21 protein-coding genes are annotated in these 18,713 nt (G+C 59.9%); 6 read left to right on the forward strand and 15 right to left on the reverse strand.

Annotated features, from left to right (window positions below):
• Window positions 1–3: 3 nt before the first annotated feature.
• From ACR0JN_RS08355 to ACR0JN_RS08370, 4 genes are all read right to left on the reverse strand, one after another.
• A complete protein-coding gene (locus tag ACR0JN_RS08355) occupies window positions 4–1,386 on the reverse strand; it encodes an adenylate/guanylate cyclase domain-containing protein (protein ID WP_480885119.1) in 1,383 nt (460 codons plus the stop codon).
• 139 nt (window positions 1,387–1,525) lie between these two features.
• Entirely contained in the window at window positions 1,526–2,629 is a 1,104-nt protein-coding gene (locus ACR0JN_RS08360; RefSeq protein WP_480885120.1) for a DNA methyltransferase, read from the reverse strand.
• Window positions 2,630–2,736: 107 nt separating this feature from the next.
• Window positions 2,737–3,354: a ribonuclease HII gene (locus ACR0JN_RS08365; protein WP_480885121.1), complete on the reverse strand. Its 618-nt coding sequence runs from the start codon at window positions 3,352–3,354 to the stop codon at window positions 2,737–2,739.
• Window positions 3,355–3,467: 113 nt separating this feature from the next.
• Entirely contained in the window at window positions 3,468–3,929 is a 462-nt protein-coding gene (locus tag ACR0JN_RS08370) for a hypothetical protein (RefSeq protein ID WP_480885122.1), read from the reverse strand.
• A 175-nt stretch (window positions 3,930–4,104) separates the two neighbouring features.
• On the opposite strand from ACR0JN_RS08370, the gene ACR0JN_RS08375 reads away from it, so the two are divergent.
• From ACR0JN_RS08375 to ACR0JN_RS08385, 3 genes are all read left to right on the forward strand, one after another.
• The gene (locus ACR0JN_RS08375) at window positions 4,105–4,392 is read left to right on the forward strand and encodes a hypothetical protein (protein ID WP_480815820.1); all 288 of its coding nucleotides are present in this window, start codon (window positions 4,105–4,107) and stop codon (window positions 4,390–4,392) included.
• Complete coding sequence (locus ACR0JN_RS08380; RefSeq protein WP_480815819.1) at window positions 4,364–5,065, forward strand: winged helix-turn-helix domain-containing protein; 702 nt, start codon at window positions 4,364–4,366, stop codon at window positions 5,063–5,065. The genes ACR0JN_RS08375 and ACR0JN_RS08380 overlap by 29 nt, the downstream gene beginning before the upstream one ends.
• Before the next feature lie 105 nt (window positions 5,066–5,170).
• The gene (locus ACR0JN_RS08385) at window positions 5,171–6,742 is read left to right on the forward strand and encodes a DUF427 domain-containing protein (protein WP_480885123.1); all 1,572 of its coding nucleotides are present in this window, start codon (window positions 5,171–5,173) and stop codon (window positions 6,740–6,742) included.
• Between the two features lie 96 nt (window positions 6,743–6,838).
• On the opposite strand, the gene ACR0JN_RS08390 is transcribed toward ACR0JN_RS08385, so the two are convergent.
• The 6 genes from ACR0JN_RS08390 to ACR0JN_RS08415 all read right to left on the reverse strand — a co-directional run bounded on the left by ACR0JN_RS08390 (window position 6,839) and on the right by ACR0JN_RS08415 (window position 10,531).
• Window positions 6,839–7,636: a DUF1217 domain-containing protein gene (locus ACR0JN_RS08390; protein WP_480815817.1), complete on the reverse strand. Its 798-nt coding sequence runs from the start codon at window positions 7,634–7,636 to the stop codon at window positions 6,839–6,841.
• On the reverse strand, window positions 7,633–8,034 hold the full coding sequence (gene flbT, locus ACR0JN_RS08395) for a flagellar biosynthesis repressor FlbT (protein ID WP_480815816.1): 402 nt from the start codon (window positions 8,032–8,034) through the stop codon (window positions 7,633–7,635). Before flbT ends, ACR0JN_RS08390 begins: the two co-directional genes overlap by 4 nt.
• The gene (flaF, locus tag ACR0JN_RS08400) at window positions 8,034–8,408 is read right to left on the reverse strand and encodes a flagellar biosynthesis regulator FlaF (RefSeq protein ID WP_480885124.1); all 375 of its coding nucleotides are present in this window, start codon (window positions 8,406–8,408) and stop codon (window positions 8,034–8,036) included. The genes flbT and flaF overlap by 1 nt, the downstream gene beginning before the upstream one ends.
• Window positions 8,409–8,485: 77 nt before the next feature.
• Window positions 8,486–9,697 (reverse strand): flagellin N-terminal helical domain-containing protein, encoded by a 1,212-nt coding sequence (locus ACR0JN_RS08405; RefSeq protein WP_480815814.1) that lies wholly within the window; start codon window positions 9,695–9,697, stop codon window positions 8,486–8,488.
• Window positions 9,698–9,906: 209 nt separating this feature from the next.
• Complete coding sequence (locus ACR0JN_RS08410) at window positions 9,907–10,266, reverse strand: flagellar biosynthesis protein FlgN (RefSeq protein ID WP_480885125.1); 360 nt, start codon at window positions 10,264–10,266, stop codon at window positions 9,907–9,909.
• Entirely contained in the window at window positions 10,256–10,531 is a 276-nt protein-coding gene (locus tag ACR0JN_RS08415; protein ID WP_480885126.1) for a rod-binding protein, read from the reverse strand. The genes ACR0JN_RS08410 and ACR0JN_RS08415 overlap by 11 nt, the downstream gene beginning before the upstream one ends.
• 112 nt (window positions 10,532–10,643) lie before the next feature.
• Between ACR0JN_RS08415 and ACR0JN_RS08420 the strand changes: the two genes are divergently transcribed.
• From ACR0JN_RS08420 to ACR0JN_RS08430, 3 genes are read left to right on the forward strand one after another with little or no spacing between them, the layout of a single operon-like run.
• A complete protein-coding gene (locus ACR0JN_RS08420; protein ID WP_480885127.1) occupies window positions 10,644–11,816 on the forward strand; it encodes a flagellar hook-length control protein FliK in 1,173 nt (390 codons plus the stop codon).
• 3 nt (window positions 11,817–11,819) lie between these two features.
• The gene (locus tag ACR0JN_RS08425; protein ID WP_480885128.1) at window positions 11,820–12,476 is read left to right on the forward strand and encodes a flagellar hook capping FlgD N-terminal domain-containing protein; all 657 of its coding nucleotides are present in this window, start codon (window positions 11,820–11,822) and stop codon (window positions 12,474–12,476) included.
• A gap of 48 nt (window positions 12,477–12,524) precedes the next feature.
• Window positions 12,525–13,394, forward strand: coding sequence for a phosphotransferase (locus tag ACR0JN_RS08430; RefSeq protein WP_480885129.1), 870 nt, complete (start codon window positions 12,525–12,527; stop codon window positions 13,392–13,394).
• An 8-nt stretch (window positions 13,395–13,402) separates the two neighbouring features.
• Here the strand turns inward: ACR0JN_RS08430 and ACR0JN_RS08435 are convergent, their stop codons facing one another.
• The 5 genes from ACR0JN_RS08435 to ACR0JN_RS08455 all read right to left on the reverse strand — a co-directional run bounded on the left by ACR0JN_RS08435 (window position 13,403) and on the right by ACR0JN_RS08455 (window position 18,688).
• A complete protein-coding gene (locus ACR0JN_RS08435) occupies window positions 13,403–14,707 on the reverse strand; it encodes an NAD(P)/FAD-dependent oxidoreductase (protein WP_480885130.1) in 1,305 nt (434 codons plus the stop codon).
• A complete protein-coding gene (locus ACR0JN_RS08440; RefSeq protein ID WP_480885131.1) occupies window positions 14,704–15,522 on the reverse strand; it encodes an ABC transporter permease in 819 nt (272 codons plus the stop codon). Before ACR0JN_RS08440 ends, ACR0JN_RS08435 begins: the two co-directional genes overlap by 4 nt.
• On the reverse strand, window positions 15,519–16,409 hold the full coding sequence (locus tag ACR0JN_RS08445; protein ID WP_480885132.1) for an ABC transporter permease subunit: 891 nt from the start codon (window positions 16,407–16,409) through the stop codon (window positions 15,519–15,521). The genes ACR0JN_RS08440 and ACR0JN_RS08445 overlap by 4 nt, the downstream gene beginning before the upstream one ends.
• On the reverse strand, window positions 16,409–17,536 hold the full coding sequence (locus ACR0JN_RS08450; RefSeq protein WP_480885133.1) for an ABC transporter ATP-binding protein: 1,128 nt from the start codon (window positions 17,534–17,536) through the stop codon (window positions 16,409–16,411). The genes ACR0JN_RS08445 and ACR0JN_RS08450 overlap by 1 nt, the downstream gene beginning before the upstream one ends.
• Window positions 17,537–17,602: 66 nt before the next feature.
• Window positions 17,603–18,688 carry a polyamine ABC transporter substrate-binding protein gene (locus ACR0JN_RS08455; protein ID WP_480815804.1) on the reverse strand — a complete coding sequence of 362 codons (1,086 nt, stop codon included), beginning with the start codon at window positions 18,686–18,688 and terminating at the stop codon, window positions 17,603–17,605.
• Window positions 18,689–18,713 lie beyond the last annotated feature (25 nt).

The following is an 18,713-nucleotide window of genomic DNA, read 5'->3' on the forward strand; positions in this document are numbered from 1 at the left end:
GGTTCAGATCACCCAAACATCCATCGGGCCTTCGACACCGCGCACATCCAGAGCGGCTCGGGACTCAAACCCCTCGATCAGCGCCTGCGCTGCCGGGCCTTCGCTGGCCGCCTGATCGCGCAGGGCGTCGCTGATGACAACACGAGTTCCCAGCGAACGCGTCATCGCCTCCAGCTTGGCCGCCACGTTCACCGCGTCGCCGATCACCGCAAATTCCAGTCGGTTGGCCCCTATGTCACCCAGCACGACAGGCCCGTAATGAACGCCGATCCCGACATTGATTTCAGGCTCGCCTGCCCGACGTCTCTCGGTGTTCCAACGCTCGATGGCCGCAACCATCGCGCGCGCGCAAGAGATCGCATTGGTCGCATCCTGTGGCGCCGGGACAGGCGTACCAAAAGTCGCCATCAACCCGTCGCCCAGATATTTGTCCAAAGTGCCATGATGTCGGAACACCTCGGTCTCCATCCGGGCATGAAACCCGCGCAGAATCTCGATTACCTCATACGGATCGCGACCGGCTGAAAACCGGGTGAAGCCGACGATGTCGATGAACAGGACGGCGATGTTTTCCTTGCGCACCTGTTTCAGCGGCTCGTCATTCTGGCTCAGTTCCTCGACCACATTGGGTGAAAAATAGCGCGACAGGTTTGCCCTTTCGCGTTCCAGCCCCGCATTGGTCATCAGCAGGTTGTTCAGCCGCCGCAGCGAGACCCCAAGCGTCACCGCCACCATCACGAAGACGATGACCTGCTGAATGCGCTGAGACACCATGAAGCTGTTCGGATCAAGCAGGTCCGCCACATCCGGGTAGCCCTGCAACGCCTCTGCCACCCGCTCACTAATACCCGGGATCGGGGTCGCCACCCACCACGCGATGATCCAACCGGCGGTCCACATCATGGCGGTCCACGACCCGATAGCAATCACCGTGCGCCAGGAGTAAGCCAGCGTGCCCGCCGCCAGGATGATGAAGAAATACTGGAAGTTATCGAACCGGTACTGCATGGCCAAAGGCCGCACATCGTCGCTGAACGGGTTGGGAACGATCATGCCCAGCGTCATGATCAGAAGATCGACGAAAATCAGCAACAGCTCGGTCCGCGATTGTCCGACCCGGCCTGCGCGGCGGATCAGCCAGCCGTTGCCGCAGATCAGCAGCAGGATGAAGTGATACCACAGCACCTCAGGGTGCGGGTTCAGATAGATCAGCAGAACCCCGGTCAGCCCCATCGCGATCCACCGGGCGCGCACGGCAAGCTCTAGCCCTTCGCGTTTGTGCCGTTCAAGGACCGCTTCGGTATATTTGTTGTCCAGATCGTACTTGTCCGGCTGGGTGACAAAGAATCTGCCGAAGCGGGAGTCGCCTGCGGTGCTGTCAGTCATGGCCTGCGCCTTTCGCGGGGTCTGTCAGGGGTGCCTTATGCAATCACCAATAGGGCGAAAACAAAAGACCCCGCCGAGAACGGCGGGGCAAGGCGTAGTGCCTTGTGTCAGGCCACAGGCACCGGCGGTGTAAGTGAAATCAGTTGTGCATCTCGGCCCTGATCTGCTGGCGCAGCACGTCGATGGGCACGGTCTTGCCATCGCGCTTGAAGCACCAGTACGTCCAGCCATTGCAGGAGGGCGCGTTTTCCAGATGCGCGCCGACCTGATGGATCGAGCCCTTGACGTTGTCGCCCACCAGCGTGCCATCGGCGCGCACCTTGGCCTTATGGCGCTGGTTCATCGAGTACAGCTCTTCGCCCGGGCGCAGCATCCCGCGCTCAACCAGTTGGCCGAAGGGCACGCGCGGCTCGGCGCGTTTGCTGGCGCTGACCTCCAGCGCCTCGCGGTCGAATTTGCGAACCTTGGCGATGCGCTTCTCGGCGACCTTGCGATAGCTCTCTTCGCGTTCGATCCCGATGAACTCACGCCCCAGCATCTTGGCGACGGCCCCGGTTGTGCCAGTGCCAAAGAACGGGTCCAGCACCACATCGCCGGGATTGGTCGAGCCAATCAGAACGCGATGCAGCAGCGATTCCGGCTTCTGCGTCGGATGCGCCTTGTCGCCGTTTTCGTCCTTGAGGCGCTCATGCCCAGTGCAGATCGGCAGCACCCAGTCGCTGCGCATCTGTACGCCTTCGTTCAGGGCTTTCAGCGCTTCGTAATTGAAGGTGTATTTCGCACCTTCACGCTTCGAGGCCCAGATCATCGTCTCATGCGCGTTGGTAAAGCGCTTGCCGCGGAAGTTCGGCATCGGGTTCGACTTGCGCCAAACGACATCGTTCAGAATCCAGTACCCCGCATCCTGCAGGGCCGAGCCGACGCGGAAAATGTTGTGATAAGACCCGATTACCCAAATCGCGCCATTGGGCTTCAGCAGACGATGCGCCGCTTTTAGCCAGTCGCGCGTGAACTGGTCATAGGCCCCGAAGCTGGAAAACTGATCCCAATGATCGTCAACCGCATCCACCTGAGAATTGTCGGGCCGGTGCAACTGACCTTTCAACTGCAAATTATAGGGCGGGTCCGCGAAAATCAGGTCAACCGACGCCTCGGGCAGACTGTTCATCGCTTCGATGCAGTCCCCGGATAGGATCGTGTTTAAAGGGAGCGCTTTTGCGCCCTTTTTGGTGGTCGTTGTCATATCACTGCCTCAAGTGTCCACGGCGCTTTTGCGCTCATTTGGTTGAGACAAGGATGAGTCAAAGACGATTCGCCGTCAAATTCTTTTTTGAATCAGCGACTTACGATTTACTCTTGATACAAGATATTGTGGACGGGTTTGAACGAACGTCTATGATGTGGGGTCACGCCGAGATTTCGCAGCGCCTCGCGATGCATTTTTGTCGGATAGCCTGCATTTGTCTCCCACCCGTAGCCGGGATGCTGTTGCGCTAAATCCACCATCAGGTTATCGCGCCAGTTTTTCGCGATGATCGAGGCCGCCGCAATCGACACTGACCGCGCATCCCCTTTGACCACCGCCTGAGACGGGATCTTCATGCCGCGCGGAATCATGTTCCCGTCGATCAGCAGAAAATCCGGCACCGGGTCCAGCGCCGCCACCGCCCGCACCATCGCCAGATGCGAAGCGCGCAGGATGTTCAACTCATCAATTTCCGCCACCGACGCCTCAGCCACGGCGAATTCAGACCGCGCGCGCAGGGCATCGTCCAATGCCAGGCGCCGCTTGGCGGTCAGTGCCTTCGAATCGTTCAACCCTTCGGGAATGTCCTGCGGATTCAGGATAACGGCGGCGGCCACCACCGGCCCGGCCAGAGGGCCGCGCCCGACCTCATCCACCCCAGCGATGCGCAGGTGCCCGCGCGACAGCAACGCCTGTTCCAGATCAAAATTCGGCAAGCTCATACACCGGGCAAACCGCGTTTCGCACCTTACCGCAAGCAAAAAAGAGAGGGCGGCTTGCGCCGCCCTCTCCCATAACGGTGCTTCTGCGGCACCGCTCCTGCTCGAAAAGGGTACTAGTAAACCACACGGTATCCGTGATGGCGCAGGCATGCGGGTTCGTATGCCCGCTTTACCTTGTGGCCATTCCAGAAACCAACCTTGCATTGTTGCGGCAGGCTGTTGGCATCTTTGTAATGCTTGTTCAGGCATTTCGTCCCCAGCAGCGGGCGATTGCCATATCCTTGGTAAGTGCGCAGGCAGCGCTGCGGAATGTTGTAGCGCTTCACGCGTTTGGGCAGCGGCTTGGCCTTGTGGCGCTTTTTCTTGTGCGGCTTGTACACGTGATTGTGGTAGTGCCGCTCGACTTTGTCCTCGCGCTTGTCTTTGCTGTAGTGGTTCACGGCAGCCCCCAGGATCGCAATCGCGGCTAGGCCGGTCAGAATATCCCCGGTGTCCGCCGCCCGCGCTTGCGAGGCTGAAATCCCCGTTACGGCGACGGCCGCCGCGATGATCAGAGCGATAAATTTCTTATGCATGGCACCTGTCCTTTCGGGTGTTTGGGCGACCTGCCTCGGGCCGCATATGTGTTGCCCCGACACTGGGCCCACCCCCGCCAGACAAGCAATAACGGGGATTTGTTATCCGATATCAGGCCCCGCAAACCCCTTGGGTTATTGAATATCCACCCAACCCATGCGCAGGATGCGGCCTATGAAACAGATCATCTCTTCTCTGGCCGTGGTGGCGCTGATATCGGTTGGCTCTGCAGCCTCAGCCGCGGATTGCTATGCGGATTACAAGGCAAAGCAGGACAATCCGCTGCGCCTGCATTACGGCGTTATGCAGGTGTCGTCCTGCAACAAGGGGCAGGCAAAGAAAGAGGTCGCCCAGCGCCTGCGCGCATCCGGCTGGACCTTGCTGAACGTCCAGTCCGTGTTCGGGCCGGAAGGGTTGGATCAAAGGAAGGCCAATGCCGGAAAATTCTATCTCCGTTACTGAGGCGCGGCGATCCGGCGTTCGGCTGGTTGGTCTGGGTCTTGCCGCCATCGTCGTGATTCTGATCACCGCTGCGGTGTTCCTGTTCGCAACCCTGCCCGATGCCAACGCCTTCAACATGCGGGTCGAGCGGTTGTTCGTGGAAAGCGACCTGACCTCGCAGGCCGAGATCCGGTTGCTGGAAATTCTTGCGCAATCCGGCACCGCCTTTGCCGACACGCTGTCCAGCTATCGCATGGTGATTTACGTGCTGCTGGTTTTTGCCTGCGCCATGATGATCTCGGCACTGGTGTTTCTGGTGATGCTGGTCCTGCTGAACCGGCGCATGGCGCAGATCGAACGCACCGGCATTCAGGTCACCTCGCTGCTGATCAGCCGCGAGGAAAACACCGTTTACCTCAACAACATGGATTTCAAACTGACCTCTGCCGCGATGGAAACCCTGTCGGTTCTGGCTGAATCCCGACTGGATGATGAGGTGCTATCGGGTGCCCAGATCGAGGCGATGATCTCGGGGCGCGACGCCGCCGATTGTGACGAGGCCGCCGGGGCCACGCGCATCAAGCGCTTGCGCGACGCGTTGGGCAACCAGATGGTCAGCGAGTTGCTGGTCAAAAATATCGCGAAAAAGGGCTATATGCTGTCCATCGAAAAGGACGTTATCCAAATGGTCTGACGGCGTGTTTCGCATCGGCTCCGTTTGGTAAATTTCGCAATTCACCCTTGGAATACCGGCCCCAAAGACCCATTCTAGAAAGACTCCGGGCAAGGGAGGTCGATGATGAACGTCCACGCCACACCTAAACTCAAAGGTTACGAGATTTCAGTAGAGCGGCTGAATGGCAGGATCGCCATCTACCGCGATGATATCCTTTTGGCCGAAAGCGAAGACGCCAAGGTGATGTATGAAACGCGGCTGCCGCCGACAATCTACATCCCGCGCAAGGACGTGCGCGTCGAACTGAGCGAAGAGACCGAGCTGCAGACCTTTTGCCCGTTCAAGGGCACAGCGACCTATCACGATATCGACCTGCCGGGGGAGCAGCTGGCCAATTGCGTTTGGGCCTATGAAGAGGCGCTGCCCGAAAGCGTGGCCATTCAAGGCCATATCGGATTTCTGTCCAGCGCCTATACCGACGTTGATCTGGGCGAAAACCGCCTGCGCGAACCCGATGACGGGAACATAAGCGGCCCTCTGATCGACTGGCTGATGCGTGGGGCGTCGCTGTCCGACACGCCCGAGGCTTTTACCAAGGCGCTGGCCGAAAAGATGCTGGAACACGGCATCGCCATTCAGCGGCTGAGCATTCTGGCATGGTCTTTGCACCCTCTGATCGCGGGCAAACACTATATCTGGGAAAAAGATCAGGCCGAGATTCTGACCCGTGCGCCAACCTATGAGATTTACGATCACCCGGCTTTCATCAACAGCCCGCTGCGGCACGTCTCGAACGGGTTGGGCGGGGTCCGTCAGCGGGTGAACGACGACAATCCGCATAACAGCTTTCCCATCATCGAGGACCTGCGCGCCAAGGGGGCAACCGATTACGTGGCCATGCCGCTGCCGTTCTCGGACGGGCGAACCAATGTGCTGACCCTGACCTGTGACCATCCCGATGGTTTCACCACCGAGAATCTGGGGCTGGTCTTTGAATGCTCGACCGTGATCGCCCGCTACTACGAAGTCTTCATGCAGCGCGAGAACGCGCAGGTCTTGCTGGAAACCTATGTGGGCAAACGCTCGGGCGCGCGGGTGCTGGGCGGTGAGATCCGGCGCGGCGACGGCGATGAGATCGACGCCGCGATCATGTTCTGTGATCTGCGCAACTCGACCAGTCTTGAGGAACGGTTGGGGCGCACTGCGTATATCAACGTGCTGAATGGGTTTTTTGAAACGGTGTCGGAAATCGTGCATGACAATGGCGGCGAGGTTCTGAAATTCATCGGCGACGCTGTGCTGGCGGTGTTCCCCTCGGGCGAAAACGAAGGCGCGGCGCGGGCCAATGCGCAACGCACGGCAATCGGAATCGTCGAAAAACTGGGCGAGCTGCGCGAAACCGGAGGCGACGTGCATTGCGATTGCTCGATCGGTGTCGCCTATGGCCGCGTGACCTATGGCAATGTGGGTTCGCGCGAACGTCTCGATTTCACGGTCATCGGTCAGGCCGCCAATATCGCCGCCCGGCTGGGGGAATACGGCAAAACCGTCAGCCACCGCATCGTTGTGTCCGAAGACATCGCGCCTGCGTGCTCGAACGCGTTGCCACTGGGCGAGGTCAAGCTGCATAACGTGTCACAACCCGTCACCAGCTATGCGTTGCGAACTTCCGCGGATGCGGTTCTTGACGCCTGACAGCAAGCAAGCCGCTTAGACCCGATTCACCGCCGGTTCGGAGGCCGAGGGCGTTTGTCACGGATGAGACACCTTGAGCGCGCATCTATCGCGCGCTTAACCTGCTGTCCCCAACAAAATCAAAGCCGTCTGCGCCGGGGAAACCGTGTTCTGCAATTGAGCGATCTGACTGCGCGCCAGATAGGTATCGGTGAATTTCCCGATAGCATCCTCATCCACAAACTGCGCCAGATCATCTGAGCCGGTGAGCCGCGATAACCTGTCTTTGAATTCAACCAACTGCGTATCGAGGTCCAGCTGCGCAAAAGACGGCGGCAGGCCGAGTGCGGTTTCCATCATGCTGCGCAGCGGCGGCAAGCCCATCAGATCGAACCACTTCGTATCCAAGCTTGTGTCACTCTGGGCCAGTTCAGCCAGCCTATGCTGAGCGTATAGCGAGATGCGCATCGTCTCATCCGACTCCCCTACCGAAACCTCGAACCGGGTGACCAGATTGTCCTGCGCGACCTTCTCCATGTTTGTGATCAAGCCGGTTTTCCTGACCTCACCGGGACCGAAACCAAACGCGTCGGAAAATTCACGATACCGTTTGTCCGACAACCGGTTGGCCAACGCGTCCTGCGCTTTTGTGCCATCTTCCAGGATCTTCTGAATGAAAAAGCGATTGTTGAGATCATCCTCCAACCCGAATGCACCCAGCGCGACCTGCAGCAACCGGCGATCTGAAACCATATCCTCTGCCGTCTCAACCTTGCTGATATTGTCCAGAAAATACTTGGTTTCGCGCTCGTTGACATTCGACGACGCAAAACTCTGAAGCTGTGCATCATAAGTCCGCTGCAGAAACCGCCAGCCGACCAGACCGCCCGATGGTATGACAGGCTGAAAATTCATTGCTGATAGGCCATCAGCCGCTCTTCCCGGGGCAAAAGCGACCGCAAGGATTTCAGGCATTTATAGTAGTGCTCTCCCACTAACGCATCGGTCGCTTCGGCCAGGGCGCGGCGACTGTCTGCATCGGTGAAAACCTGGCTCAGTTCCTCAACCCGGCGCAGCAATTGTTGCCGGGCCTGACCGGGCTCCATTTCTCCGGACAGGACAAGCTGAGCGGCATAGCACACGCGCCGGACCGGCGTGTTGACCTCATCCGGATGAATGGCATCTTTTAGCCGCAAGACATTCGCCTGCGGCGTCATGATCGAGAAGCGGCTGCGGCGGTCGCCGTTTTCAATCACCACCCCGTTGATCAGCACCCGTTCTTTCGGTGCAAGCTTAAGGACCAGACCGCTCATTACATGGCCCCCGCTTGGCGCAGCCCGCGCAGAACGGCGGTGTTGATTTCAAGCAAGGGATCAACCGTCGCGTTATTGGCCAGTATCTGACTGCTGTGTTGCTCCGTGAACTCGGCCAGATAGAAAATCCGTGCGCGCAGGTCATTGGGCAGCGCATTTGCGGAATCCGAGACACCGGTGGCCAAAACGGTCCACAGACGCCGGTTTTCATGCACGGCCTGAACAAACTCAGCGAAATCCGCCTTTTGTCGGGCAGCCGCTGCCTTCAGACGGCGGGTGATTTTCGAGATTGCCTCATACTCCGTGTCCCGCGGCGTGCGGATCGGGGCGGCGGTCTGTGCGTAGGCGTTATGGGCGAGCGTTTGCGGTGTCACGTGCAATCCTTCCTATGGGCCGTCTTCAGGCGGTCAAAACCGGGGCGCGGAGCCCGCGCCCCGATCCGGTTCCAGATTTACCGGAACAGCGACAGGATCGACTGCGGTGCCTGGTTGGCAATCGACAGCGACTGGGTCGCCAACTGCTGCTGCACCTGCAACGCTTGCAGACGGGCCGAGGTCTCCTCCATATCGGCATCGACCAGCGAGCCGATCCCCGATTTGAACGAATCCGCCAGGTTCGAGATGAACTCTTTCTGAGTCTCGATCCGGCCCTGCGACGAACCAAAGGCGGCGGACGCGTCAATCGAGGTGTCGATCAGCGTTTCAATGGTTGCCAGAGCGGCCGTCGCCCCGGCACCGGTCGAAACATCAACACCGGTCAGCGCACCCAGACCACCAGAGCCCGCGTTCACGTACTGAGCCGAGAACGAGATGTCGTCACCCGTACCGTTGGTGACCGACAACGTACCCTGCGTGCCCGAGTCGTAATCAACGGTCAGGCCGGTGATTCCCAACTCTTCGATTTTGGCTTTCAGACCAACGGCAACAAGGTCACCGGTTGTGGTCGCTGCTGCATCGGCTGCGGACACGGTGTAAGAGACAACCTGGTCGTCAATGGCCACGACAACCTTATCACCCGCCGCGAACGCACCGCTGGATTCATCCGTCACCAGAGCCGTTGCCGAGGTCGCTCCATTGTCGATGGTGGCCCCCACCCGGTCATTGCCGGTCGATGCGCCGGTCGAGCCATCAAAGACCTGCGCCGCCGTGTACCCCCCGGTGGACAGGTCTTGACCGGCCACGGTGATCGACGAGGCCGTGACCGTACCGGCGTTGTCCCGATCCAGCGAAGCAAGAATCGAGGCAGACCCCGCGGACCCGTCAACCAGATTCAGACCGTTGAACTGCGCTGCGCCGACAACCGAATTGATCTGATCTTTCAGAGCCGTCACGTCATCGTTGATCTTGCCGCGATCCACATTGTCTTCCTGCGCCGCGACGATCTTGCCTTTCATCTGGTTCAGAAGGTCCGTGACGGTTTCCGCAGCGTTCCGCGCCACGGCGACAGTCGATTCCCCCAGCGCGAGGCTGTCCTTGATGGCGTTGAAGCCCTTGACGTCCGACTCCATCACTTTCGAGATCGCCCAAACCGCCGAGTTGTCCTTGGCGGTCGCCACGTCCTTACCGGTCGAGATCGCGTTCTGGGTTGTCGCAAGGTTCTTGTTGACCGATTTCAGGGTCTGCAGCGCAACCATTGCGCCATTGTTTGTCAGAATGCTGGACATAGATGTCATCCTTTCAGATTTGGGCCATTTTGCCCGAGTTCACCCCGCGCGCTGCGCGGGCCTTGGCGTCTTTCTGACCTGTGCGACATGCCGTAAGGCCATTCGCGCCACCTGCTGTTTTCAGGTGCAGGCCCACTTTTGGCCCCGACCTCCTAACGGAGTGCTAAGACGCCCCGCCCGGAAATTTCAGATTTGAATCAAACCGGCCCCTATGCCCGTTTTTCCAGCTTGGGCGCGCCGCGCACGGTGAACCCACTGCGTTGCCCATCGGCCCCATAGGTGCTGAATTCCTGCCGAACCCGCCGCAACTCGGCCATCCGCGCGGCGATGGCGCGAATCCCTTCGGCGGCGCTGTTCAGCAGGGCCTGATTGCGTTCGACTTTTTTCTGCACCCGAATCAGCTGCGCGCTGTCCCGAACCTGCAGATCGTTGATCGCCCCGATCAGCTTTTCCTTTTCCGGCACCATGTGGGTGAGACGATCAAGATCACCATCGACAAGCGCCGTACGCTCCAAATCCAACAGTTCTTCCAGCGACTTTATCAGTGTCAGATCGAGGTCAGCCGCCATTGGACTTCTCCATCAATGAGTTGAAAATGACCTCAGACAGGCCGACGCCGCCGGATTGTGCCAGTTGCCGCGCCTGATGCTGCACCAGAAAGGACGCGAACTGATCTTCTCCAGCCCCGCCGCCAAAAGCCTGTCGCGTTTTACCAAGACCAGCGGATTTCAACATTTCGGCCAGAAAAGCGGCCTCAAGCTCAACCGCAGCCGCACGCAGCTTGTCCGGGGGGGATGGCATCTGCGCCATCGGAGGGGGTGCGGAAACCTTCATTGTTTTCTCCGAAAATTGCATCGAACTTTTTCGATCAAAGGCGAAAGCAGTTAAAATAAACGTAACTTCCAGCGGGCAGGTTTGCAGTCAGACCAGACGGAGCCGGAGCAAAATGCCCAACCCTCTTACCCTGATGACATCAGCACCGACCACGGCGGCGAAGCCCGCTGCGCCGCACCGGCATGATGGTGAGGCCGAAGCGTCCAAAGATTTTCAGAGTGTGCTGGACCTCGATTCTCTGTTGGAGCCTGTCGGAACCGAGGCAGAGACCGCGTTGCCGACCGTTGAGGAAGCCGAAATCGAACCTGCAGAACGTGACACCGCACCTGTTCCCGGTGCGCTGACTGAGACGCAACCCGCCCCGGTAGAGAGCGCAGAGAAACCTGTGGTGGTGCCTCAGATCAACGATCAGCCCCCCGAGGTTCAGGTGCCGCTTGAAGCAGCGATGGCGACTGGCCAAGCCGAGCGACCCATCACACCAAACAAGCCGCGCGCAGACATGTCCGCGCCAACACAGACTCAGTCAGCAGCACCCGTCATCACCGGTCTGACGCAGGCCAAAACCCTACAAGGGCCACAGGTTGAACTGGGTATGGTGAGCAATAAGCCCCTTCCCGTGAAGACTCTGGAGGGACCAGTCCTGGAAGCCGACCTCAAGCCCGGAGGTCCGCAAATCACCCCGATACAGGCCACATCGCCCAAGGTCGCCGTGCCGGTTCACCCAGCGACAGCCGCGCAGTTGCAGCTGACTGCATCCCTGAAATCCGCAGAATCGGAAGGCGCGCTACAGGTCTCCGAAGGTGAGGGCCTTGGCAACGCCCGCTCCGAGCCAACAACTCAGCACACACGCGACATCAGCCCGCAACCGAACGCGGCCTCGGCGGTTGCGCGGGCGGAGATCTCGCGAGCCATTGCCGGCCAAATGGCGGCTGCAATCACTGCGCGACCCGGGTCCGGCGCGGTTGAGATCGCTCTGAACCCCGAGGAACTGGGCAAGGTGTCGATTGTTCTGAACGGACGGGATGACGGGTTGCATTTGGCGATCACGGCGGACCGCCCGGAAACGCTGGACCTGATGCGCCGGCACATCGCGGTTCTGACAACCGAGTTCGAGAAACTGGGATTTGGTGACATGTCACTGGATCTGGGAACCTCGTCCGGGTCGCATCAGGATCACCCAGACTCCCGGCCGGGACAGGCCATAGAAACGGATTTCGCTGAGGCCAGCGGGCCCACCCATTCACAGGGCAGCACCCCGGGCACCGGTATTGATATGAGGCTTTGACACATGATCACACCAACCCATTCCGTCCAGCCAGCCACTCAGCCCGGCCCTGTGTCGAAATCCGCCGCTGTGACCTCGGATTTTGAGACGTTCCTGCTCATGATGACAACGCAGGCGCAGAATCAGGACCCGTTAGAGCCGATGGATGCATCGGATTACGCATCGCAACTGGCGCAGTTCTCGATGGTCGAGCAGCAGGTCCAGACCAATGATCTGCTTTCCTCTCTGGCCACGGCACTGGGCAGCGTCAATCTTGAGGAACTGACCAACTGGGTCGGCATGGATGTGCGCAGCAGCGAAGGATTTCACTTTGACGCGGCCCCGGTAACGCTGTTCGCCCAGCCCGACCCGACGGCAGAAGAGGTCACGCTGGTCGTACGCGACGATCAGGGGAATGAGGTCAGCCGCACGACCCTGCCCGCCAACCAGGCTGAATTTGTCTGGGCCGGGACGGATGCGCAGGGCAACCCCTTGCCTACTGGCAGTTACACGGCGACTCTGGAAAGTTATCGCAACGGTGAGCTTGTGTCCGAAACCCCGGCTGCCGCCTATTCCAAAGTGATCGAAGCGCAGATCGCCGAAGGTGCGGTGGTTCTGACCCTGCAGGGCGGTTTGTCGGTTCAGGCCACCTCTGTGACCGGCGTCAGAACCGGCGCTTGATCTGCCGGGCAGGACGGGCCAAAGCTTGGCAAATCCCGACTCGCTCGATTGGTAACAACGCTGTCCAACCTGCCCGATCCCCCTCCTGACCTGACCCGGCAACTTTTGTCGCGGCGGCTGGTCACATCTGCCGTGAGGTTCGAAACGCTTTATGGCGGGCGCACCAATCAGGTCTGGAAAGTTCTGGGCGAGGATGGCGACAAGGTCCTGAAAATCTACCGCACCGATCTGAGAAATCCGCTGTTCCGCAACGACGCCGAGCTTGAGGCCGGATGCCTGCAAGCGCTTGAACCCACCGGATTTGTGCCGCGCCTGCGCGCGACAGGGCAGTACCGGACCGATCACTGGGTCTTATACGATCATGCGCCGGGTTCGCCGTGGCGCTCGGGGCCCAATGCGGTAGGGGTCTTGCTGCGCAACCTGCACTCGCAGAAGGTTTCGATTTCCTTGCCGAAAGGATGTAATGGAAGCGCCGATCTGGCGGCTCATGGGCAGCGCATAATGGCGGGTTGTACGTCGGATGGGTCCGAACGGCTTATGCATCAGCGTCCGGACATAGATGTGCCTCGGACGCCCGACACTGGTCTAATCCACGGCGACCCGGTGGCGGGGAACATTCTGGTCTCCGATGATCGGTTGACCCTGATTGACTGGCAATGTCCGGCTGAGGGTGATCCGTGCGAAGACCTCGCTCTGTTTCTGTCGCCTGCCATGCAGCGCCTGTATCGGGGAACGCCTTTGACCCCAGCTGAGGTCCAGCAGTTCTTGCTGGCCTATGACAATACCGAGGTCGTCGCCCGATATGAGGCTCTTCGTCCCTTATATGCATGGCGCATGGCGGCCTATTGTGTGTGGCGAGCGGAGCGCGGCGCGACAGATTATGCAGACGGTTTGCAACTAGAGCTGGCGCTGATTTAGGTGCCTCGTCACCGCAGATCGGCCAGCGTCATCAGCGCGTAGACCGGCGGCATCAGCGCCCTGCGCCATCGTCCAAGGGGAAAACGCCGGGGCGGTTGCGTCATGGGCGCGGGCAAGTGGCTGTCGTGACCCAGCACCAGCCGCGCCAAAGCCCGCCCGCAATAGGTGCCCATTGCAACTCCGTTTCCGTGATAGGCGAACCCGGCAAACATCCCTGCCCGTCCGGGAACCGGCCCGACATAGGGCAGCAGATCGCGCGACAGGCAGACCATGCCCGACCATATATGAGTGGTCTCGACCCCGGACCACGCGGGGAACATGCGCCGGAAATCCTGCTGGACCTTGCGCCGGATCGCGGCCTCGGACGTTGCCGACGACCGCAGCCCTCCGCGCATGCCGAACAGGAACCGCCCGTCGGGCATCAGCCGGAAATAGTGCAGCAGGTTGCGGGTGTCGTAGCACATCTGATCCGAGGTCCAGCCCTGCGCCATCTGCTCGGCCTGCGTCAGGGGACGTGTCACAAGAACCGTGGATTGGGCGGGCATGTAGCGGCCGGACATCCAATCCGGGATGTCCTCGTTGGAATAACCGTTTGTGCAGATCAGAGCCGTTTCGGCTTTGACCCGGCCCTTCGATGTGCGCAGGTCAAACCCCAGCGCGGTTTTGCTGATCTTCAGAACCGGGCTTTTCTGAAATAACGCAGCCCCTTGGGACTGGGCCGCGCGGGCAAGGCCGAACAGGTACTTTCGCGGGTTCAGGCCGAATCCCACCGGCAGCGTGTAGCCTCCGTGAAACAGTCCGCTTAGCCCCAGCGCGGGTAAATCGCTGGCCTCGTGCAGGGTGCCGGTTTCATCTGCGTTGCGACGCAGCTTTTCCATCGCACGCAGGGAATGCGCCAACTGGGTTTCACCGTTGGAATGGGTGTCAGCATCAATCCGATGATGCGCCAGCAGGTCGGCGACCAGTTGCACGGCCTCAACCTCGGCTCTGAGATAAGCCTCGGCAGCAGCAGACCCAAAGCGGTGCACCAAAACCCCGTGATCCAGCTTTGATCCGCCCAGACAGCAAAACCCGCCGTTGCGACCCGAGGCCCCCCAGCCCGGTGTTTCCGCCTCGAACACCGCGACCGAGGCTCCGCATTTGGCCAGATGCAGCGCGGCAGAGAGCCCGGTGAACCCGCCGCCGATAATCGCCACGTCGATACTGAGATCGCCCTGATGGACGGGCCAGTCCGGGCTGGCGATCGTCTCATCCCACCAGCAGCCGTCACGGGGGCCCGGACCATAGGTGTAGTCCGGGAAAATCCGCCTCATTCAGCGCGCGCGGCGGCCATTTCGTCCTGCCGCTGGCGCATCATTGCACGTTTTGTCACCAGCGATGCGGTGATCACGCCGACGGTGACAACCGCGATCATCAGGGTCGACAGCGCGTTGATCTCGGGGCTCACCCCCAATCGGACTTGCGAGAAAATTTTGATCGGCAGGGTCGTGGCAGACGGCCCCGAGGTGAACGACGCGATGACCAGATCGTCCAGTGACAGCGTGAAGGCCAGCAACCAGCCCGAGATCACGGCGGGTGCGATGATGGGCAGGGTCACCAGCCGGAACGCCTGCGCCGGAGAACAGCCGAGGTCCAAGGCAGCCTCCTCCAGCGACCGGTCGAATGTCACCAGACGAGACGAGACGACGACCGACACGAAGCACATTGAAAAGGTCGTGTGCGCAAGCACTATGGTCAGGATACCCCGGTCCAGCCCGATGCCGATGAACAGCAACAGCAGGGACAGGCCGGTGATCACCTCGGGCATGACCAGCGGCGCGTAGATCATGCCGGAAAACAGCGTGCGGCCAAAGAATCGCCCACCGCGTACCAGCACATAGGCGGCGGCGGTGCCCAGAATGGTGGCCAGGGTCGACGAGAACACGGCCACACGGATCGTAACCCAGGCGGCATCCAGATAGGCCTCATTCCGGATCAGTTCGCCATACCATTTGGTCGAAAACCCGGCCCAGACCGTCACCAGCTTGCTCTCGTTGAACGAAAAGATGATCAGGATGATCATCGGGATATACAGAAAGGCAAACCCCAGCGTCAGCGAGACGGCGTTGAACCAGCTTAGCCTGCTCATTGCTCGGCCTCCGTCTGTTTCTGCTGGTTGCGCTGGAACAGCACGATGGGGATGATCAGAATCAGCAATAGAACCACCGCCACGGCGCTGGCCACCGGCCAGTCGCGGTTCGAGAAGAACTCTTCCCACAGCACCTTGCCGATCATCAGCGTGCCGGACCCGCCCAGAAGCGAGGGGATTACGAACTCACCAATCACCGGGATCATCACCAGGAAGCAGCCGGCGATGATACCGGGGCGCGAGAGCGGGATGGTCACGAGCCAGAACGCCTGCAGGCGGGAACAGCCCAGATCCTCGGCGGCTTCGATCAGCGAACCGTCCATCCGCTCCAGCGCTGAATAGATCGGCAGGATCATGAAGGGCAGATAGGTGTAAACGATGCCGATATAGACCGACGTTTGGGTGTTCAGAATGGTCAGCGGCTCCGAGATGATGCCGGTCCACAGCAGCAACTGGTTCAGATAGCCTTCGTTCGACAGAATGCCCATCCATGCATAAACGCGGATCAGGAACGAGGTCCAGAAGGGCAGGATGACCAGCATCATCAGCGTCGGGCGCCACTCTTCCGGGGCGCGAGCCATGCCGTAAGCGATGGGATAGCCCACCAGAAGGGTCAGAATGGTCGAGATTAGCGCGATTTTGACGCTGGACAGGTAGGCTTTCCAATAAAGGTCATCTTCGGTTAGCCAGACATAGTTCTCGAAATCCAGTTGGCTAAAGAAATCCCGAATGCCCGCCCATCCCTGCGACAAGTCCAGCGTGGGCGTATAGGGCGGGATCGCGAGGTCAGAATCCGACAGGGAAATCTTCAAAACGATGAAGAACGGCACCATGAACAGCGCCAGCAGCCAGACATAAGGAATGGCGATCAGCAGGGCGCGGCGCATCAGTCGGCCAGCAGGACCGCGGCGGTTGCTGTCCAGGACAGCCAGACCGGGTCTTCCCATGTAAACGACCGGCGCGAGATGCGGCGGGTGTTGGCCGTTTGCGCCTTGATGATCGTGCCGTTGGCTAGTTCGACGTAATAGGTGGACAGGTTGCCCAGATAGGCGATGTCATGCACCTTGCCCTGAATGGCGTTTATCGCGTCTGCCGGACGGTCCGCCGAGATCGTCATCTTCTCGGGCCGGATCGCCAGATGGCAGGCTTGGCCGTTCGACAGCCCAGTGGTCGAGGTCGCGGTCAGCGGGGCTTGTCCTTCTGCCCAGTCAACGCGGTAGGTGTCCTCGCCATTTGCTGTGGCGCGGCCTTCGATGATGTTCACATCGCCGATGAAATCCGCCACATAGACCGAGTTCGGGTTTTCATAGATGCGGTCCGGCGTGGCCACCTGCATCAGCTTGCCCTGATCCATCACGGCGACGCGGCTGGCGACGGTCATGGCCTCTTCCTGATCGTGGGTGACGATGACAAAGGTGGTGCCGGTTTTCTCCTGAATATCCATCAGTTCGAACTGCGTGTCCTGCCGCAGCTTCTTGTCCAGCGCGCCCAGCGGTTCATCCAGCAGCAACAGCTTGGGTGCTTTCGCCAGCGACCGTGCCAATGCCACGCGCTGTCTCTGACCGCCCGAGATTTGATGCGGCTTGCGGCGGGCGAATTGCTCCAGCCGGGTCAGGCGCAGCATCTCCTCGACCCGGTCTTCTAGGTCATGTTTGGGCATGTTGTCCCGGCGCAAACCGAACGCGATGTTGTCCCAGATGCTGAGATGCGGGAACAGCGCATAAGACTGGAACATCATGTTCACCGCCCGCTTGTTGGGCGGGATCGGGTCGATATCCTGCCCGGCCAGCAGAATATGCCCCTCGGTCGGGGTCTCGAAACCTGCCAGCATGCGCATCATGGTGGTCTTGCCACAGCCCGAGGGCCCGAGCAGGGCGAAAAACTCGCGCTCGAAGATGTCCAGCGACAGGTTATCGATTGCCGTGAAGGTTCCGAAACGCTTGGTGACATTCTGGAACTGGATCAAGGGTTTCGCCTGTGGGTCGTCCCACGGCGCAAAAACGTCAGAGTTCAAAGCGGCCCCCGCATGTCGGTCCGGACAGGAAAGGCGCGGGGCGATGGTCCGCCCCGCGCTGTCAGATCAGGTGCCTGACTTGATCTTGGTCCACATTCGCGTCACGACGCGCTGCGTTTTCTGCGGATACGGGCCCTTGATATAGGTGTTGTTCATGGCCTCTTCCGACGGGTAAATCGCGGGATCTCCGATCACGTCTTCGGCCAGAAACTCTTGCGAGGCCTTGTTGCCGTTGGCGTAATAGACGTAGTTCGAGGCCGCCGCCATGTTCTTGGCGTCCAGCATGAAGTCGATGAACTTATGCGCTCCGTCCGGGTTCGGCGCATCGACCGGAACCGCCATCTGGTCGAACCACATCTGCGATCCTTCCTTGAACGCGTTATAGGCAATCTCGACGCCATTGTCGGCCTCGACCGCGCGGTCGCGAGCCTGCAGAACATCGCCCGAGAAACCCACGGCGACGCAGATATCCCCGTTGGCCAGCGCGTTGATGTATTCCGAGCTGTGGAACTTGTTCACGTAGGGTCGTACGGCGGCAAAGACCTCTTCCGCCTTGGCGATGTCGTCCTTGTCGTGGCTGTTGGGGTCAAGCCCCGCATAGACCATGGCCGCCGGAACCATCTCATCCGGGGCGTCAAGGAAATAGACCCCGCACGAGGCCAGCTTTTCCATATTCTCCGGGTTGAAGATCAACTCCATCGAGTCGATGGGCGCATCTTCACCCAGCACTTCTTTGACCTTACCGACATTCACGCCCAGCCCGGTCGTGCCCCACATGTAGTTGACCGAATGCTTGTTGTCGGGATCGAACCGCGCCACACGTTCGGCGATAACGTCCCACACATTTCCGAAATTCGACAGTTTAGCCGCGTCGATTTCCTGAAACGCACCGGCCTGAATCTGACGGCTCATGAAGCTGCCCGTCGGCACCACCACATCATAGCCCGAGCCCCCGGCCAGCATTTTGGTTTCCAGAACCTCGTTGCTGTCGAATACGTCATAGATCAGGGTCAGGCCCGTCTCTTCCTCGAATTTCTGCAGCAGTTCTTCGTCGATATAGTCGGACCAGTTATATACACGCACCTCTTCGGCGAACGCCGCCGAAGTCCCCAATGCGATGACCGCTGTCATGGTCAGCGTTTTGATTGACATTTTATTCTCCCTGCAAGTGTACGGG

It is taken from the genome of Ruegeria sp. G12, assembly GCF_056533565.1.

Excerpts from the sequence above, each read along its gene's own strand:
- ACR0JN_RS08420 (WP_480885127.1), top strand. The coding sequence starts at position 10,644 with ATGCCCAACCCTCTTACCCTGATGACATCAGCACCGACCACGGCGGCG.
- ACR0JN_RS08385 (WP_480885123.1), top strand. The coding sequence starts at position 5,171 with ATGAACGTCCACGCCACACCTAAACTCAAAGGTTACGAGATTTCAGTA.
- ACR0JN_RS08440 (WP_480885131.1), bottom strand. The coding sequence starts at position 15,522 with ATGAGCAGGCTAAGCTGGTTCAACGCCGTCTCGCTGACGCTGGGGTTT.
- ACR0JN_RS08390 (WP_480815817.1), bottom strand. The coding sequence starts at position 7,636 with ATGAATTTTCAGCCTGTCATACCATCGGGCGGTCTGGTCGGCTGGCGG.
- ACR0JN_RS08455 (WP_480815804.1), bottom strand. The coding sequence starts at position 18,688 with ATGTCAATCAAAACGCTGACCATGACAGCGGTCATCGCATTGGGGACT.
- ACR0JN_RS08370 (WP_480885122.1), bottom strand. The coding sequence starts at position 3,929 with ATGCATAAGAAATTTATCGCTCTGATCATCGCGGCGGCCGTCGCCGTA.
- ACR0JN_RS08410 (WP_480885125.1), bottom strand. The coding sequence starts at position 10,266 with ATGGCGGCTGACCTCGATCTGACACTGATAAAGTCGCTGGAAGAACTG.
- ACR0JN_RS08365 (WP_480885121.1), bottom strand. The coding sequence starts at position 3,354 with ATGAGCTTGCCGAATTTTGATCTGGAACAGGCGTTGCTGTCGCGCGGG.
- ACR0JN_RS08360 (WP_480885120.1), bottom strand. The coding sequence starts at position 2,629 with ATGACAACGACCACCAAAAAGGGCGCAAAAGCGCTCCCTTTAAACACG.
- ACR0JN_RS08425 (WP_480885128.1), top strand. The coding sequence starts at position 11,820 with ATGATCACACCAACCCATTCCGTCCAGCCAGCCACTCAGCCCGGCCCT.
- flbT (WP_480815816.1), bottom strand. The coding sequence starts at position 8,034 with ATGAGCGGTCTGGTCCTTAAGCTTGCACCGAAAGAACGGGTGCTGATC.
- ACR0JN_RS08380 (WP_480815819.1), top strand. The coding sequence starts at position 4,364 with ATGCCGGAAAATTCTATCTCCGTTACTGAGGCGCGGCGATCCGGCGTT.
- ACR0JN_RS08445 (WP_480885132.1), bottom strand. The coding sequence starts at position 16,409 with ATGCGCCGCGCCCTGCTGATCGCCATTCCTTATGTCTGGCTGCTGGCG.
- ACR0JN_RS08405 (WP_480815814.1), bottom strand. The coding sequence starts at position 9,697 with ATGTCCAGCATTCTGACAAACAATGGCGCAATGGTTGCGCTGCAGACC.
- ACR0JN_RS08355 (WP_480885119.1), bottom strand. The coding sequence starts at position 1,386 with ATGACTGACAGCACCGCAGGCGACTCCCGCTTCGGCAGATTCTTTGTC.
- ACR0JN_RS08435 (WP_480885130.1), bottom strand. The coding sequence starts at position 14,707 with ATGAGGCGGATTTTCCCGGACTACACCTATGGTCCGGGCCCCCGTGAC.
- ACR0JN_RS08415 (WP_480885126.1), bottom strand. The coding sequence starts at position 10,531 with ATGAAGGTTTCCGCACCCCCTCCGATGGCGCAGATGCCATCCCCCCCG.
- ACR0JN_RS08375 (WP_480815820.1), top strand. The coding sequence starts at position 4,105 with ATGAAACAGATCATCTCTTCTCTGGCCGTGGTGGCGCTGATATCGGTT.